Origin of the sequence: Galactobacillus timonensis (genome assembly GCF_900240265.1) — a bacterium.
GTDB lineage: Bacteria > Bacillota_I > Bacilli_A > Erysipelotrichales > Erysipelotrichaceae > Bulleidia > Bulleidia timonensis.
Genome location: NZ_LT964739.1, coordinates 1,418,282 through 1,435,451, shown reverse-complemented (window position 1 = coordinate 1,435,451; position 17,170 = coordinate 1,418,282). Strand labels below are relative to the sequence as shown.

17 protein-coding genes are annotated in these 17,170 nt (G+C 45.9%); all 17 read right to left on the bottom strand.

Features of this window, described 5'->3' with window-relative positions:
- Positions 1-4: 4 nt before the first annotated feature.
- The 17 genes from C1714_RS06775 to C1714_RS06705 all read right to left on the bottom strand — a co-directional run bounded on the left by C1714_RS06775 (position 5) and on the right by C1714_RS06705 (position 17,001).
- The gene (locus C1714_RS06775) at positions 5-2,557 is read right to left on the bottom strand and encodes a type IV secretory system conjugative DNA transfer family protein (RefSeq protein ID WP_102342470.1); all 2,553 of its coding nucleotides are present in this window, start codon (positions 2,555-2,557) and stop codon (positions 5-7) included.
- A 12-nt stretch (positions 2,558-2,569) separates the two neighbouring features.
- Positions 2,570-4,063, bottom strand: coding sequence for a relaxase MobL (mobL, locus tag C1714_RS06770; protein ID WP_102342469.1), 1,494 nt, complete (start codon positions 4,061-4,063; stop codon positions 2,570-2,572).
- Complete coding sequence (locus tag C1714_RS06765) at positions 4,060-4,317, bottom strand: hypothetical protein (RefSeq protein WP_102342468.1); 258 nt, start codon at positions 4,315-4,317, stop codon at positions 4,060-4,062. Before C1714_RS06765 ends, mobL begins: the two co-directional genes overlap by 4 nt.
- A 1-nt stretch (position 4,318) precedes the next feature.
- Positions 4,319-4,774, bottom strand: coding sequence for a hypothetical protein (locus C1714_RS06760; RefSeq protein ID WP_102342467.1), 456 nt, complete (start codon positions 4,772-4,774; stop codon positions 4,319-4,321).
- Positions 4,775-5,147: 373 nt separating this feature from the next.
- Positions 5,148-5,906: a hypothetical protein gene (locus tag C1714_RS06755; protein ID WP_102342466.1), complete on the bottom strand. Its 759-nt coding sequence runs from the start codon at positions 5,904-5,906 to the stop codon at positions 5,148-5,150.
- A 1-nt stretch (position 5,907) separates the two neighbouring features.
- Positions 5,908-7,263 carry a C40 family peptidase gene (locus tag C1714_RS06750; RefSeq protein ID WP_167849962.1) on the bottom strand — a complete coding sequence of 452 codons (1,356 nt, stop codon included), beginning with the start codon at positions 7,261-7,263 and terminating at the stop codon, positions 5,908-5,910.
- Positions 7,264-7,376: 113 nt separating this feature from the next.
- Positions 7,377-8,222, bottom strand: a complete 846-nt coding sequence (locus C1714_RS06745; protein ID WP_102342464.1) for a type III toxin-antitoxin system ToxN/AbiQ family toxin — start codon at positions 8,220-8,222, stop codon at positions 7,377-7,379.
- A gap of 313 nt (positions 8,223-8,535) precedes the next feature.
- A complete protein-coding gene (locus tag C1714_RS14010; protein WP_167849961.1) occupies positions 8,536-8,688 on the bottom strand; it encodes a hypothetical protein in 153 nt (50 codons plus the stop codon).
- Positions 8,689-8,771: 83 nt separating this feature from the next.
- Positions 8,772-11,378 (bottom strand): VirB4 family type IV secretion system protein, encoded by a 2,607-nt coding sequence (locus C1714_RS06740; RefSeq protein WP_135567910.1) that lies wholly within the window; start codon positions 11,376-11,378, stop codon positions 8,772-8,774.
- Positions 11,347-11,697, bottom strand: a complete 351-nt coding sequence (locus tag C1714_RS06735; protein WP_102342462.1) for a hypothetical protein — start codon at positions 11,695-11,697, stop codon at positions 11,347-11,349. The genes C1714_RS06740 and C1714_RS06735 overlap by 32 nt, the downstream gene beginning before the upstream one ends.
- A 13-nt stretch (positions 11,698-11,710) precedes the next feature.
- The gene (locus tag C1714_RS06730) at positions 11,711-13,192 is read right to left on the bottom strand and encodes a conjugal transfer protein TrbL family protein (protein WP_102342461.1); all 1,482 of its coding nucleotides are present in this window, start codon (positions 13,190-13,192) and stop codon (positions 11,711-11,713) included.
- Between the two features lie 95 nt (positions 13,193-13,287).
- Complete coding sequence (locus C1714_RS06725; RefSeq protein ID WP_102342460.1) at positions 13,288-13,623, bottom strand: hypothetical protein; 336 nt, start codon at positions 13,621-13,623, stop codon at positions 13,288-13,290.
- Positions 13,624-13,634: 11 nt separating this feature from the next.
- Positions 13,635-14,213 carry a JAB domain-containing protein gene (locus tag C1714_RS06720; protein WP_102342459.1) on the bottom strand — a complete coding sequence of 193 codons (579 nt, stop codon included), beginning with the start codon at positions 14,211-14,213 and terminating at the stop codon, positions 13,635-13,637.
- 8 nt (positions 14,214-14,221) lie between these two features.
- Complete coding sequence (locus C1714_RS06715; RefSeq protein ID WP_167849960.1) at positions 14,222-14,818, bottom strand: JAB domain-containing protein; 597 nt, start codon at positions 14,816-14,818, stop codon at positions 14,222-14,224.
- Complete coding sequence (locus C1714_RS14560; RefSeq protein WP_280951995.1) at positions 14,799-14,927, bottom strand: hypothetical protein; 129 nt, start codon at positions 14,925-14,927, stop codon at positions 14,799-14,801. The genes C1714_RS06715 and C1714_RS14560 overlap by 20 nt, the downstream gene beginning before the upstream one ends.
- Complete coding sequence (locus C1714_RS06710) at positions 14,920-15,573, bottom strand: type 1 periplasmic-binding domain-containing protein (RefSeq protein ID WP_135567909.1); 654 nt, start codon at positions 15,571-15,573, stop codon at positions 14,920-14,922. Before C1714_RS06710 ends, C1714_RS14560 begins: the two co-directional genes overlap by 8 nt.
- An 84-nt stretch (positions 15,574-15,657) precedes the next feature.
- Positions 15,658-17,001, bottom strand: coding sequence for an ArdC family protein (locus C1714_RS06705; RefSeq protein WP_102342456.1), 1,344 nt, complete (start codon positions 16,999-17,001; stop codon positions 15,658-15,660).
- Between the last annotated feature and the right edge of the window lie 169 nt (positions 17,002-17,170).

Sequence of the window (17,170 nt, the reverse complement as noted above, 5' to 3'; positions counted from 1 at the left end):
TCCTCTACTCGCTTTCCCCGCCGCTCCAGAAGAATGGTGATGAGTCTTTTACCTCATGCTTTTCGGCAGAGCCAGGGAAAGGTCTTGGTTTCGGCTGTTCTGGTTCCTTCATCTGTTCCTTGATTGCTTGCATTTCTTCTCCGCCACTTACCATCCGTACAATATCATCATAGGCATCGGCAAGACGGAATGTTTTGATTTCAGGCAGCGGTTTCCTGATAAATGATCCTTCCTGAGACAAGCTCTTATAGAACACATATCTATTGTAAGGGTAGTATCGCGTGATCAGAGGATATTTGCGCTGACGGATGATAACGGCATCGCCCAATGAAAGCGTTGCAAGACGCTCCTTTGTAATGACGGGAACCGCATTGTATTTCCCTGTATCCTTGTCCCATGCAAGTTTCTCACCAGCTAGTTCCGATATTTCGGATCTGCTCTCCTTCTCTCCTGAAAGCAGGAAAACTATGTTCATAACGTTGTTCTTGATTGACTTAGCAAGATCCTTGCCATACTTAGCATCTAACTGTGCAAGATCCTGAACAACCATGTACATTTTCACGCCACGGGAACGGGCAGCTGCCAGGATCTGAATAATGTTCTCCAGCTTCGGAGAAAGACCGAACTCATCCCAGATCAGATGAACAGGAACCGGAAGCTTATCCCCTTTGCTGCCACGGGCCGTCTTGATCAGCTCAACATACATCTGCTGTACGAACAAGGTGACAAGCGGATAGTAAGTTTCCTTTTCGTCGTGGACGATCATGAATACGGCTGTCTTCTTTCGGCCAATGTCCTCAAAGGAAAAGTTCGTTTTGGAAGTCATATGGGCAACTCTGTCATTCAATGTTCCAAGATCCATCTTGTTACCGAAGACAGAAACAATCGTTGTCCGCGTCTGATCCGGTGTCTGAACGATCTCCATCAGCTTGATAACTGACTGATCATCCGGAAAGCGGAAGTTCTGTAGGTAATAATCCAACAGCATGCCAGTTCCGCCACAGATCTTATGCGGAAGGAGTCCCTGGTCAACCAGGATCTTAATGTTGCGAAAGTTAATCTGATTTTCTTCCAGACGTTTCAGGCTTCCATCGGGTTGCAATTCCTCCTGTTCCAGAAGAAAGCAGACAGCGCCTTCGATCAGATGGATCGCACTGTCGGACCAATATCTGTCCTTCGCATTCGGCTCATCACCAATGGCAGTTGCAATTTCTTTGAGATATTCAAAAGCGTCCGAAAAGTCAGGAGAAGCACCAAGCAGTCCCTTTTCTTCCCGATAGATACGTCTGGCTTTTGCAATTCGTCCGTCAATATGCGAGAGGATTTTCTTACTGGGGACCCTTCTGCTTCCCCGCTCCATGCTGCTCTCCGCCGCCTGTTTAGCAAACAGGTTATAGAGTGCTTCTTTTTTTGCAAGGCAGCGGTAAAGACTCTTCTTTGCCTCCATCATCGCTATGTAATGCTCGTTGGATCCGTAAGTTCTCTCAAATTCATCCTGTGCGTTTCGGTAGGCTTTGTAGACCAGCCCGAACGGATTCCAGTAGTCGGATGCGTCCGGATCTACAAAGTTCAGCACCTTTACGTCGTATCCGTCTGCTATCAGGGAGTCGTAGTGCATTTTATATAGCTCACCTTTAAGGTCATTGATCACCATGGATTCCCCTGCCATCCGCGCAATATCAATCAGAATGTGAATCACGGAGAATGTTTTTCCTGAGTTCGTTGTACCGATGATCAGAGAGTGGCTTGCCGTTGGATCCACCCACAACATTTTTCGTTTCGTGAGGATCGGCAATCCTCCATGAACATACGGCAGCTGCGGATTGTAGTTGTACCGCTTCCGCGTGTTCATTTTCTTCATGTCGCTGAATTTCCACGGAGTGTTACGGGACCATGTATCCAGCAGTTGATTCCAGGATTTCTTAGCAGAGTCAAAGACCTGGTCACAATAATCACGGATGTATCCCCGTCCAAGAACAAGAAACAGGATACCGGAACCAAGCAGCGCAAGGCTGAATGGAACAGTTATCTTTTCAACCGTCCCAAGGAAAGATCCCAAAGCAGACTTGAACACCTTTTCCCTGATCACCGCAACCAGCAGAATCACATAATAAACGGCACTGCACGACCAAAAAACAGCACACACCTTTCCGATCAGAACGGACACTACATCAAATTCCTTATTCGCAATGTGGCCGTCCTTTGACAGTTCCAAGCGCAGCAGTCCCTTCTTTGCCTGATGTACGGTTGACAATTGCGAATACTGTTCCAGTTCTTTAGAGGACAGCTTACGCATTGCCTTCCGTCGCTCTCTGTAGCTCTTGCTGAAAAACGGATTGAGCAGGATCAGAAGATCAACCCCGATGATCGCAAGCAGCACCAGGTGAAAATAATCATTGTTCCCCTGCCAAAAAAGAATGTTGTAATCCAGCGTAAATGAAACGCCGCCGTTAAGGATGGACTCAGCATTGGCAATCAGATTCGCTATCTGCATTCCTAAAAAAAGAATCAGTGCGTCCGCAATGATCACACTGATTATTCGCCCAATAACAATCATTTCAGTTCCCCTTTATGCTTTGTTCGCCTCCAGTTCAATCTGATTCTTTCTTGAAAGTTCGGAATAATAATCCGGATTTTCCTGGAGGAATTGCCGGATCTCTGAATCAAGTTCCGCCTTCTGTTCTGATACAGTTCGTTTCAATCCGCGCTCCGTTTTTCTCACGGACCGACTGATAGAAGGCAGCGTTAACTTCGTGATCGGAACAGATTGCTGCCGCTTGTTTTCAAAATGTTTTGCTTCCGGCTGGCCTTCTGCTGCAAGTGTCTGAAGCTGCATGAGCGCATCCGGATCATGATCATTGTTGAGATATTTTTCCGCCGCAAGCAGAAACTTCTCATCGCTCTTCGTGAGATTTGTTTTGGATCGAATCGCTGTGATCATCGACTGGAGTGTTTCATCATCCGTAGTCCATTTGAATTTTTTTAATGAGGCAAGCTGCTGATAACTCTTAGCTCCATCCATTGTCTTGAAAATATTCAGAAGATAATTGCCCGTGACTGTATACAACTTCTTTATTTCCGCTTCCTTCATCGTGGCAATTTTGCCCTTCATGATTTCATTCGGCGTGTCTTCCAGAACATCAAAGGTCTGCATGAACTCATCATACTTTTCCTTTACTCCATCCATCTGAAGCAGCGAAGTAATGACGGAATCCAGTTCTTCTTTATATGGCTTCATCTGATAGGAATTGTATTGAAGCCGTCCGTTAGTTGGCAGCTTCGCATACAGATCCGCGAGGCCCTGACACAATCTGTAGTCAACGGATTTAATGGAAGTTACAAGCTCATCATGTGCTTTCTTCTTTGTTGTTTTCAGATACTCATCTACGGAAATTCCATTTTTCTCTTTGAACAGATCTCGTCCCACAACCTCAGTCACAAATAATGTCTTGATATATTTTTCTGTCTTCTCAGGTATCTTTCCCCGCTTCCTGGTTAAGTTCTTTTCAAAAAAAGTTAAGTGAATGTGCGGGTTGTTTGTGTTGGTATGGAAGTCTTCCCAGTAAACAAGATTAACCGGACTGATGCCGATTGACTTTGCAATTTTCGGAATCAATCTCTCCGTAATTGATGCCCAGTCCTCTTGTGTCTGACAATGATGATCCTTCGCAAACTGATACGAATCCAGGCTGACAATGAATTCCCAGATTGGCTTTCCATTTACTTCCAGATACTTTCTGTTCTCGTCTGCAAACCGCTGACGATCCTCATCGGTGTACAGTCTTCCGGAAGAAGTCTGTGTGAAATAGCGTGCGTCCTTTTGAGAATTTTCCGTCGCGTTTCCGCGTCCGGTGTATCCCATCAGGCTGTCTTCCTGGCCTGTTTTGATTTCAAAAAGCGATTCACCCGCAACATGATTTGAGTCAATCGTTGCGTCTTTTCGATCATGGTAATTGAATAAGCTGCGTGATCCGAAGATCGTTTCAGCGCTGACAATTCCTTTGAACGAGGAAGTCTTTGGTGCTGACTTCCCCGTGACCATGAAGTAATTTTTTACGATCATTCTGTCTGAGCTTCAGAAGTTTCTTCAACGGCAGCAACTGTAGTCTTTGAAGATTTATCCTTTGAAGGACGATCATCATTGAGTGATTCATACTCTTTATCAATTGCTTCCTGGCGTTTCAGAATCGACACAAGCGATTTGTTTTTCTCTTCCAGTTTTTTCAATTCCGCACTTATTTTCTCATTCTGATTTTTTAACTGCGTGATTTTGCTGTTTGTTTTCTGAATCGATTTCTTAATGGCTTCTGTGTTCATTTTATTTTTCCTCCTCGTTATTTGTAAATTCTGAAATGAACTGATCGAATGTTTGAATGCTGCGTTCTTTGATTAGTGACTCAATTTGATTGTGATCGAATACTCTGTTCAGATCCTCCGGCAGTTTGAAGCAGCATGCGATAAAAATATTTGAAAGATAAACCTGATACAAAATCTTTGCTATTGCCGTCATGTTCTTGTCTTCAAGTCGTGCAATATTTTGAGCGGCAAGTCGATTTGATTCATCCACAACACTCTTCAAATAATCAGAGTAAATGTTGCCTGACTCCTGGTCTTTCATTCTCATGTACATCTGATCCAACGCCAGAAGTAAAACTTCTGTTGTAGTTTTTTTCTCTCCGGCTCGCGCAAATATCTCCTGAATCTGTGTGAGCTTTTCAATATCTTTGTATTCGCAGCGGATGTTAATCCGAGAATCTTTTGATGATTTTTCCATAATCCTCCATCACAAAAATCAAAATCAGTTATGGGATTGACCGTCGGTCAAAAAGAACGAAATTTGAAAATCAATCGAAGAAAAAATCGATCCGAAAATTCAAAATGCCTCCGAAGAAATTCAAAAATCGATTCATTCCAGACCGAAAAACCGATCAATCCGCGACAAATAATTGCGAAATTCCGAAACCCAAAAATGTATGACAACGAAAAAAACCTGTACGTACAACGATCTGTAATTTGTACGTACAAGAAAACTTCAGAAAAAGGCTTAAATATGCAGTTCAATGTCGGCTTTGTCCGACATTTTACCGAAAAACGTCCTCAGTTTTTCCTTATCTTGCTTTCGTGTGTTTTTGTCATACAAAATGCCGTTAGTCAGCATAAACAGGGTTCGATGTGTAGAGCGTTGGAACCCCGTCCTCCAGTCCGCGCACTGCAAGAAACCAACCGTCCTCTGCGTCCAGCATTGCGGTGGCAGCCTCACCGAAATACAGATAGATTGTCTGGCCCGATGTCGGATGGCCTTCCATCGTCATGTCGTACATCGTCTGATACCAGGTCCAGTCCTCCGCCGAGAACTCGTCAACAAGTTCTCCGTCATGAAACAGTTCAGCACCTGGCCCTGTCAGATCCAGCGTCCATGAATTGTCTTCGATGGAATAGTAATGGAACGTCGGAAGCGAACGGGTATCGCGGTAGCTGTCTGTCTCACTGCTTCCCATGTCTCCCCACAATTCCTGATAAGCTGCGGCAGCTGATTCCAGTGTAGTGAAATAGATTACACCTGATTCATCCTTCAGCTGATCAACACCGGAATTGTAACTGTAAGTTGTGGTCCGGCCTTCAATTGTTGTTGATGTCAAAGTAAGTGTCTCGCCCTGAAGGGTCCATGTGTTCTCAAGACCGAGGATGTCTGTCGCTGTTCCGTCGGCCCGGATCTCAAAAGGGATCCTCCCTTTCGTTGAGTTGGATGCGTACCAGGATCCAACAACGGGAGAAGCAGTTGCGCCGGAAGAAGTGTCCTTCTTCGGCAGCAGAAGAAATGCCGCAAGGATGATGATCGGCAGTCCGATCAAAGTAAGAATTTTTGGATTGAAATGTGGTGAAGTGCTGTTGTTGTTTTCGCTCATGTTATCCTCCTGTCGCTAAACGTCCGAATGTATACTCGCCTGTTGCACCAGCGGATCTCGATCCGATGATGTACAGATTGATCGTTGTCCTTCTCACACCTCCGTTAATTGCGGACCAGAACTCTCCGCTGCCGTCACCGATCCAGATACCAACGTGATGGATCTGTCCGCCCCCGAAGTAAAAGAAAATAAGATCGCCTGGCTGCGCGTCCTGAAGTGCAATCGGCTTCATCGAACATTGCTGATACTGACCAGCTGCCGTTGTCCGGTCCCAGTGATAGGTTCTAGTCTTTTCAAAGACGTACCAGACAAGCCCCGAACAGTCGAAACCAGTAGACGGATCCTCCCCGCCCCAAGTGTACTTTGTTCCTTCCAGTGCCTTGCACAATTCCAGAATGTCGGAGAAAGCTCCAGGATCAATCGGATCCGTCGGTACACTGAAGGAATCATCGATGGAATAGTTATATCCGAACAGGTCCGGATTGATGTACTCGCGGCTGCCGTTGATTTCCGTCCAGACGGTAAACGTCAGATCCCCCGTAGCAGATCCGATTAACTGAGTCACGTAGACTTCTGATCCTTCTTCAATTCCGTCTGCCGGATCCAGCCCCTCATATTGAGCGTAAAGCGGAAAGCCGTTATCTACCTGAAGCGTCAACGTTGTTCCATCGAGATCAGTTACGGTCCCTTTTGAAAATGCTGTCACCTCCCCTGCGCCGGAATAGACTGGCCCTGGTTGGAACGTTGAGTAGTTTCCATTTGCGTCCCGCTTCGCATTGTTCGTCAATGAGAATCCATACGATTTGGAAATGGATCCTGTTGGCAGATAGTATGGGAAGACTTGTCTCTCCGGTTCTGTTTCTTTGCATTCCAGTTTTTCAGTTTCCGTTTCGTATTCTTCAACTGGCTCTATTGTTGTATAAGAATCGTCCTCCATCCAGGTCGGCGCAGCAGCTGTTTGATTTCCGGCTGTTGCATTATAGAAATGAGTCACAGTGTATATCGCTGGCCTTGTGATCTGATTGAAGGCTGACAATGCAATCTGGCCCTTGTATTCATCAATGTCAGAACGGTAGCTGTCAAACAAAGTGCCGATGTCTTCATACTGCCCGTCAGAGAAAATGAGGTTTCCGTTGGTATCTACACGCTGAAGGCAGCTGCGCAATGCCGCATCATCGGCGGATCCGGCTTCCACGCAGCCCATAATTTCAGCGGTGTCAACAGAGATCCTTGTTTGTCGCTGCCATGATGACAGAATCGAGTGCCACCCTGGAATCAGCGTGTCAGACTTCCAGATGTTTTGCAGTGTATTGGAAACCTCTCCAATCATGATTGTCGGCAGCATGATGATCATCATCAGAAGACTTCCGATTAGGAGGACTATCATGAAGGATCCTGAAAAGATCATCAGGAACTTTTTCAGTTTTGCATTTACATCCACTTTGGGTTCCTCCCTGCTTCATCTGTCATCTAGCGCAAAAGAAAAGGTGATTTTTCCATCACCTCAAATTGCTGTCCGATTGATATTTCAAGTCCCCGTAAGTCTGTCACTGGAGAAGTCATAAAAGCTTCGTCAAACGTCTTAGAATCTGACGTGTCAAACATGTCTCTTTTGTAAATGAAAGCCTCCTGCTCTGCATTGATCCCGAATATTGCAAAGTCACGGTGAAGGTTCATCCCCCGGAAGATACCCTCCTCATATCCATCGGTGCTGAAGTCAAAGGTGTTGATCAGCTGATATTTGTTCAAAACAGGTTTCGCAGCGAGATACAGTCGATCCGGCTCAATCGCCCTGGGAAGCTGCTGAAGATCATCGAGCGGATACTCGTACTCAACGCATGCTTTTTCGAGCAAAGGAAAGTTACAGCATATTTTCCTATATGGTCCTTTCAGTTCATCCTGTCCTTTCAAACAATATAGTTTCGTAGCGTTTCTCAGGATTCTTCCTTCATTGTCACGAACCCATTGGTACTGATTCTGCAAAAGGAATTTATATTGCCGATCATCCGCAAAACATTCAGATTTTGTCCGGAAGTCTAACCACTCGACCTCATTCTTCGCAATCGGAATCATGTTGATTATGCTTAGAACGGCAATGGGAGGATCCCCGACTCCCATCAGGCCAATGGAATCGTCCATTGAATTATGCTTCTCCTTCGGATGCTCCAGAGGGATGTAATAACTAAAATCACCGAACGAAAATACCGGGCCAACATAAGGTCTGTCATGTACTCCGTGATTAAACACCACATGCTTGTCATAAAGACGCAAAAATGACAGATAGTCATTGTTGACTGAATAAAATCGTAAAGACATTCGTCCTCCAATAGAAAAAGGAGACAAACATTTCTGTCTGTCTCCTGCTCTTATAATTCCCACTTATGATCAGGTAGGGTACACCACTTTTCATCATTCCCACTTATGGTAAGGTAGGGTACACCACTTTTCATCATTCCCATTTCAAGTTGGTAGGGTACACCATTTGTTTAAGAGCACTCACTATATAACTGATTTTTTCTGATAATGCAAGGGAAGCAGAAATATCTTGCTCCCCTGCACATCAGAATCGATACTTCAAGAAATCCGCTGGCAAAGTCGGGATGTTTCGTCCCAACTTTTTATGTGCTGATCATAAATAATCCAGACTTCCCAGGCTTTCGGTTATTGCAACAACAAGGATGCAGAGATCATTGATGCGCCTCTCCAGTTTTGCCATTTGCAGCAGTGCAAAAATAAGAACCAGAGCAATGATAACAATAGAAACAATGATAGTTGTGGTCATTGATATGACCTCCTTTCACTGTTTCATATGCAAACAGATCCCATGTTCCCGAAAAATAATCAGAAGATTGTCGCTCCAATGTGTTAAAAATCGCTACTGCCCCGCATATCAGAAAGCTCATCCTCGGTTGCTAAAACATTGATGGCAATACGTCTGTCACCAGCAAGCAAAAGTGCCTGGCCCTGCTGGAAGGATTCAATCAATGCCGCCTCCGAAACATTCAGCGTTTCAAGCTTCCGGATGTCTTCCGTTGCGTCGTGCCCCAGGCCAAGTACGATCTTATAAGCACTGTTATTAAAAATTGCTTTACCATCAGTCAATACTCTTGGATCTGCAAAGTCACGCGGCTCCTGCGTCCCCAGCAGCATTACGTTCTGATACTTGCGGCTGCGTCGGTAGAACTGCGAAACAAGTTCTGCGGTCTTGTCCTTCAGGATCATTGTGTGTGCTTCATCAATAATGAATGCAGAGTATTGTTTCGCGTCAAGGCACTCGGCCCAGGCATAGTTAAACATCACATAGTACAACGCTCTCTGAAGACGGTCCTCCGCATTAAACAAGCTCTTGGTTCCGAAGGCCATGATCTGTCGTGCTGTCCGTTTCACGCCTACCGTCGTATACCCATCGAAGTAGTCTGCGTATTTACCGGAAGTCTTGTGGATCATCTGGCGCATAGCAAGCTCCAGATCGTTCAGAATCTTCAGCTCACGGGTCCTTGTTGTATCCGCCGTAAAGGTGTCTATGGTTTCTTTAATGCAGTCATAGAAGGTTTCAAAGGTTGGATATTCCTTGCGGTTCCGTCCTTTGAAGGAAGGCCATACTCCGTCCTTATCCGGCGCAATTCCGACCTTCTTAAAAGCCATTAAGGTTATCTCATTAGTGCAGCTGTCCGTCAGCGGGTCAAGATCCGGAAACAGAAGATGGAGGACGGTATCAACGCGGATGATTGCACGGTTCACGGCTATTTGGGTATCCCACATCCGTTCCTGCCATCCTTCATCCGCGTCATCCGTATCATTCGGTTTCAGATCAAACACGTTAATAACGTTCCCTGGTTCGCCCCAGTCAATGAACGCTCCGCCGTATTTTGTGGCAAGCGACCTGTTCTTGTTCTCCGGATCAATCCATAGCAGCTTAACTTTCTTCATAATGAAGTGCCGGATAAACAGGTTCATGGTCGTTGTCTTTCCCATTCCGGAAGCACCGACCACAACAATGTTGCCGTTGATACGTTTATTGCCTCTGGAATCCTCCGCCTGGTTCCGATAATAGAACGGATCCATCAGGATCACACCGCCCTGGTGCAGCTCGTTTCCAAGCAGGAATCCGTTATTGTCCTTCATGGTTTCAAAGACAAACGGATACAGCCCGGCCAGCGCGTCACTGGTCAGAGGGATCCCGACGTTTTCCTTCACAATCGGTTCCATCTTTGTATCTATAAATAATGGATTAGACAGCCGGAAAAGCTGTTCCTGAAGAAATCTTCCGTCAGAGGTATAGATACCCATTCCACGTAGATTTTCCTTCATATCGCGCTTGGCAAGCTTTAAATTTTGAAGATTATCAGAGCAGATCGTCAGGATCACCGTAACGTTATGTGTCCGGTCATTTTTCGCCTGAACGTCCTTAATGTAATTGTCGAGGGAAGACAATTCATTGACTAAACGCTGCCTGTAAGACGGATCCGTTGTGCGCTGTACTTCCCGCTCCTTCTCGTTGTATTCCTTCCGCAGCATTACCGATGTAGAGACATTCAGCTTTGATGTTGTAATCGATAGCTTGATGTTCTTATCATTGAGCAGCCCGCTGAAGAATCCAAGGGAGAAGAACTGCGGAATGGACGTCACAAGCAGATTTGTCATGAAAATATCGCCCAGGATCATATGATCGCTGCTGATCTGAAGCGACACCGGGGCAATTCTGGATCGTTTGACTTCATTCCATTCCGGCGCAATATTCGGGATCGGATCTCCTCCGAAACGCTCAAACGTTTCGGTTGTGTCCCTGTCCTCCCACCGTTCTTCTTCCTCATTCCAGATAAAGTTCTGGTTAAAGAAGCTGAAGATACCACGGCTGAAAACATAGTCATTGACGTTCGGATTTTCAAACACAAAGGAAAGATAGTTGTAATAATCCCGTGCATTCAGAATAGAAGGATCCATTCCACCGACACGCATTCCGGCATACAGATCATTGAGCTTCTTCTCCAGCCGTTCCTGGTCAGAATCACGGACCATAACAAAGAACTCCAGCTCGGAAAAATTGCCGATAAACCACTCGGCTTTACTCTGATCCGACTGGATCATCCGCTTACAGATCGGATCCGTTTCCTCATCCAGAGCAGCATCAAGGTTGTTCAAGTGCTGGTCAATGTTGACTGGCGCATAAACAAATCCAAACCACAATTCATACGGAACGTTGTTTAGTGCCATTCGCAGCCGATTGATTAACTGTGCCTGGGTAGGAATATCATCAATAAAGATGTCATGCGGGGAAAGCTTCACGCCCTTAATGAAAAGCGTTTTCTTATCGCGTTTAATGGTTATCCGGTCATCTTCGACGGAAGAAACATCCATCCAGGCAAGCGTTGTCGCAAGTTTCTTCTTGATCTTCTTTGCGCTTTTCTTAGCGGATTTCAGCTGATTAGCCCGTTTCTTTTCAATCCGGCTCATCTTTGGTTTCCGGTTCATACTTGTATATCCCCTCCCAGTAGTAGTTGTGCTTCGCTTTGTAGTAGTTCCATGCGCAGCGGATCGCAAACAGCATGTTGTGATAAATCTGACCGAACGGTATCAGAAGAAACGTACAGACCATTGCCGGAACCCAGATCAGAATCACGATGCCGATATTCCAGTGTTCTCCCGACATGTACGCAATAAAAACAATGAAGGTCACCACCAGCAGCGCCGCCCAGATCCCAACATCCATCGGACGGAAGCGGTTAAACAAAAAGCGCCCTCGCTTGAAGTTACGGGGTGCGATAAATTCTAACGGCTGTTCATTATCCATAAATTACATCCTTTCATGCCTGACCGTTCCTTACAAAACGTGCATAATTCCGTGCAGATTGGCGGAAGTTATACATCCTTGTCATGGCGGAAGGAGAAGCATTTCCGGTCCAGCGATTGTACTTGTTTTGATAGAGCTTCTGGCCAGCCGCCTTGTATGTTCCGGAGGCCATCTTCAGAACCGCTCTGGCCGCCGCCCCACGGAACCCCCTGGCGTGATCGGCAGCCCGTCCGATCTTATTGGCAACCGTATTCTCTCTGGTGTTGATACCGTTTGCGTAGCTGACACGGTTCAGGCCATCAACGGACGCTCCATCCTCTCCAGGTGGTCTTGAATAGCCGGATGCCACATCTCCAACGGATCCGGCTGCGGCACCTCCAGTAGCCCCGCCTTCGCCACCTCCGCCGCCTCCCGGAACATATGCGGCAGGAACTTTAGAAGGATTGAAGGTCTTGCCACCGAGGGCGCGACCAACCCCATAGACGCTTGAGGTCGCAGCTCCAATGGCAGCTTTTCCGGCCAGCTTTGCGCCTCCGGCTGCGACCCGTCCGGCTGAAGTCATTGCATAGCCCATCGTCATTGCAGACTGAATTGCTTGCATTCCTGAAGCAGCGCCCACATCGGCTCCAAGCAGAGAAGAAATGCCCTGCGGCGCATTCAGAACGCCCATTAAAGCGCCGATCATGAACAGGACCTTTGCTACGGTTGAGACATCAATTGAAGCAATAGCAGTCATGGCAAGGACCAATAATACCGATTGAAAAAACGTTGCCAGGAAGTCGGCTGCGCACAGCTTTACCCACGTCTGAAATGCCTGGTCCTTTGGATCAACCAAAGAAGACAGTGCAAACGGGGCAATACAGATTTTCAGCAGCAGACCAATAATGCGGGATGCGATCTGAATGCAGATCATTACATAGATATAAAGTGCTACGACGCTCGTAAAAAGGACAACGACCATATTTCCGGTCTGCGGAAAGTAGACGTAGGAGTCCCCTTCCATCAGGTTAATATCCGTAACATCCTTCAGAGTGATTGCTGTTTCCGCTTTCGCTCCAACTTGGGAGAAATCAAGTGAAGACATTTCCAGCAGGATTGAAGAAGGAGAATCGGATCCGGAAACAAGCGTCGGAAAGATCGTTGCCAATGAAGAACTGACCCGGCTCATCAGAGTCAGTGTTGTCGGAATTAACGCGAGAATTACGATCATCACTGTGATTCTTCGCAGTAGATCCACACCGGACAGCATTTCAACAGACTGATCATCAAACTGCGCCCTGATCATCAGGACAACAAGCCGGACCGCCACAAAGAAAATGAGCAGTGCGGATAATATCGTCAGCCAGGTCCATATCCAGGGAAACTTATCAAGATTGATCCCGAACATTTCCTGAACCAGCTGATAACAGAGATCGCATATTTCCAGCGCCTTCTCAACGAAGACCCACATGACTGCGCGGAAGGCGTTCATCATAATGCTTCCATCATCTGTCATTCATTTACCTCCTAATAAAAAGTTGGGACGTTTCGTCCCAAATGTAAACTCATACATTTACCCTTGGGGCGTTTCGCCCCAAGTTCTTACTTGGATTAGGATAACCCGAAGATGCGGAAGATAACATTGATGGATTCGGCAACAATAACGACAGCTAAGATCTTGATGATCGGTTTGTGGACGGGGCGCTGTTCCCGTTCCTGTTCATCCAGTGTCAGCCACCGGATGATCGTCACAAGAATCGCAATGCCGCCGACCATCGGAATCGCCCACAATGCGATCTTTGTCAGCGCGTCAGTAATATTTTGAATTTGATTCTGTGCTTCAGTCGTATCAATGGTGACTCCATCGCCATCCCCCTCTGCCATAACATTTGTCATGAGCATGGACGCTTCCGCTGCAATTAAAAAAGCCTTTGTTCCGATCTTCATAGAAATCCCTCCTAGATAATATTTTTCGCTGATTTATAACGCGAAGAAACCCATCGGTTCAGCATATCGACAGGTTCGTTTGTAAATAAGTCCGGGCAGCTGCCAGCCAGAGAATTTGTCTTTCCCTTTGTCCCGACAATAACGTGGTCCAAAAAGTTAATGTCAAACAGTTTGGCAAGAACATTGATACGTGCTGTAACAGCAAGATCATCCTTGCTTGGCCTCAGATTTCCGCTTGGATGGTTATGCAGCACAATGATCCCTACCGCATTGGAGAGAATCGCCGTCTTGAAAATATTGATCTGATTAAACAATGCTGTCCCGATTTTACCGATGGCAACGACTGTGTATCCTATCGGCTGGTTCAAGTTATTCAGATTGACTACGACCACATATTCCCGGTCCATTCCGCTCATCACATCTGCCATCACCCGCACGGCATCCTCCGGGCTTTTTATTGGTGTTTCACTGTAAAGCCCCGTGCCGTTTTCAAGACAGACACGGGCATATTGTTCCTGTAAATGAAAGCCCTGGTTTCCCTTATCGCTTCCAGAAAGATCCGATAGTGCTGCTGCAATTACTTCGTCCATCTGTTCACCTACATTGTTCTGCCGGAATTACGGAACATTTTTTCAAAATCTTTTTGATTTACGCTGTCCCATCCAAGCATCGGATGTTTGTCCCGCAGGGAAAGCGTGTAGTCTCCAGAAACAATAATATGATCCAATAGAGGAATACCCATTACTGTTCCAGCCAATGCTACTCGCTTCGTTATGTCTAAATCTGCCTTGGACGGTTCACATGCGGAAAGTGTTCCAGTTGGATGATTGTGCATCATGATGATAGATCCAGCATTTGCAAGTACAGCAGTCTTGAACAACTCGCTGATTCCGACAATAGAAGAATTTATTGTCCCCATAGAAACGACTGAATATCCAAGGGGCTGGTGATAGTTGTTTAGGTTTACGACAACCATATACTCGCGATCCATTTCTTTTAACACCTTTGCCATGACATCAACCGCGTCATATGGGCTGCTCATTTGTTTTGTGCTGTAAAGTCCTGGGCCTTCTTCCAACCGCAACCGTACCTTCTGCTCCTTTAACGGATACTTCTGCTTTGAGGATTTCACATCTGTCTGCGGTTCCGGATCCATATCAAACAGTGAAAGCTGGTCACTCATCAGATCCGTCATCGTATTCCTCCTCATCATTCAGAAGAATCTTCGCAACCGTCCCGTCTTCCAGGCTGTAGAGATACGCTTCCAGCTCCTCAATGCTGATCAGTTCGATTTCTTCATCCATAAAGCTCCATTCCTTTCTCGGATTTGATAAAACCACGCTCTTTAAGGACATCCTCAACGGCACCATTCATCTGATCATAAGCAGCCAGGGATCCATCATAATTTGCGTGATATATGCGCACGGCATCTTCTAAAATCTTCTCCTGCTCTTCAGGGGATATATCCAACTGCATATCATCAATAAAGTCATCAAGATAATATCGGACAGCCTCTTTGTCCTTCTGCGTTCTTACCGTATCGAAAATAAGTTCAGCGTCCGGATTAGAAAAAGTCATCGTCTTTTCATCAATAATGAAGAAATGAGATCCTGTGACATCATTATCGACTTCGACATAATCCTCGTTGAACCAATCCTTTCCAATATTGAACATCTTCGGTGCCTTGTTCCATTCCGATTCATCAATGTGCGCCCATTTGCAGAAATCCTTCTTTAGCTTTGCGCGGGCAAGGTCCCTGCTGGGAAACACCTGAATCTCTTCCTCGCCGTAGCCAAGAACGTCATGCCACTCTTTCAGCACATAAAGTCTGCATGGAATTCCTGTTTCATTCTCAAAATTATCCATTTTCTCTGTATCTCTCCTCTCACAACCGCATAATATATGCTTGCATGAAATATCAGCCTTCAGAAATGGCCCAAAATTGAACAAGTCGAGTCATCCGAAGGATAATTATCGCCCAAATAAAAAAGTGCCTGAAATCGCACGTTTGGCCCCTTAAATCGAGGGCATGTTTCAGAGCGCTAATAATTTTGCTTTTTGAGCCTCAATATCCCTTGTTTTGATCCCTTCCAGATCCATAAAGTCCTCCGGGATCGCTGATTGCAGCACCAGTGAAAAATCTTCATCGGCTTTGAATGTTGTTGTATCAACCAGATCACGGTCCAGATAGCGGCTGTAGGAATGGTCGATCAGGTCAAAGGACACAACCAGCTCTTTCCCGGATGCCGGATCCGTTGTCTTTACAAGATCGACGTTGTGCAGATCCGGAAAGTCACGATGGAAGTGTTCCAATGTATAGGTATCGTCCCTGTTGTAGTCAATGAACTCTGCTGCCTGTTTGCATAAACGCTCCAGAGTTTCATCACCTGTGTTCTTCTTTGACTCTACCTTTGTTTCCTTCAGCGTTTCCTGATATTCCTTTTCGGTAATCAGCTCGGCCTTCCAGTTCAGATAATTCGCAGCTGCGGTAGCTTCTTTGATCGCCTTGATCAGAACATTCGGATCCTTCTTAATGGATTCAATCCAGCTATTTACATAACCCTTGTGTGAGTCCATATGTTCCTTCGTCATTTCAGTCCCGATGTCGGCTGTCATAAAACAGCTGGAGATTTCCGCAATCAGTTCTTCGTAGGCATAATCGGAGGATCCGAAAATATTAGGATTCACAATACCTGGCCGTGACAATCTTCCTGCTGCTCCGGTTGCATGGGACAGCTCATGGAATGCAGTGGCAGTCAGGTCGGTATCCGTCTTGAAATATTCTGGTTTTGGAAGGTGAATAATGTCCTTCCGTGGCATGTAATAGCAGCCGTCCATATCATCCGTGATGATCTCAACGCCCATATTCTTAGCAGTCTTCAGGACCAGCTCATTCATTTCCCTCTTTTCCAGATCTTTTGTCAGTTCTGGGATGCCTTCGATACAGTCCGCGTTAAACACTATGTAATATTTGGCGCAGATCATAAATCGCTCCGGGTCTGCTTCATCGGCTCTTATCAGCTTCTCCAGCTCCTTTCGGTATTCTTCCCATGTGAGATATTTATGCTTCACCTTGTCAAACGGGAACCAATACTCAACAGACGTACCTTTGGATCCCTTTTTCAAATGCCAGGTCTGCCCTGGATGGTATTTATCATTCGCAATCTGATTAAATGTACACCAGCGTGGATCACGGTATCCCATCCTGGCAGCTACGATGGAAAGCCAGAAGGCATTGATCCCTTTATAGGCCTTCTTAGTAATTCCGTTTTCCATGGAAACAGGAGAAATCCATCCTTGTTTCCAGCTCAGTCCTTTTTCCTGGAGAGAATCAATAAACTGCTGCGCTATCTCCTCGCGGTATTCTTTTGTCTTCATTGATATACCTCCTTTCCGTTACATCAAAAATGAGGACGCTATCATCACTGCAAGCGCCGCAAATAGTGTTGTGAAAATCATCTTTGCAAGAAAGTTCAATCGTGTTTCGTTGTCATCCATACCTTTCTCCAATAAAAAACGGGGGCGTTTCGCCCCCGACAGATCATTT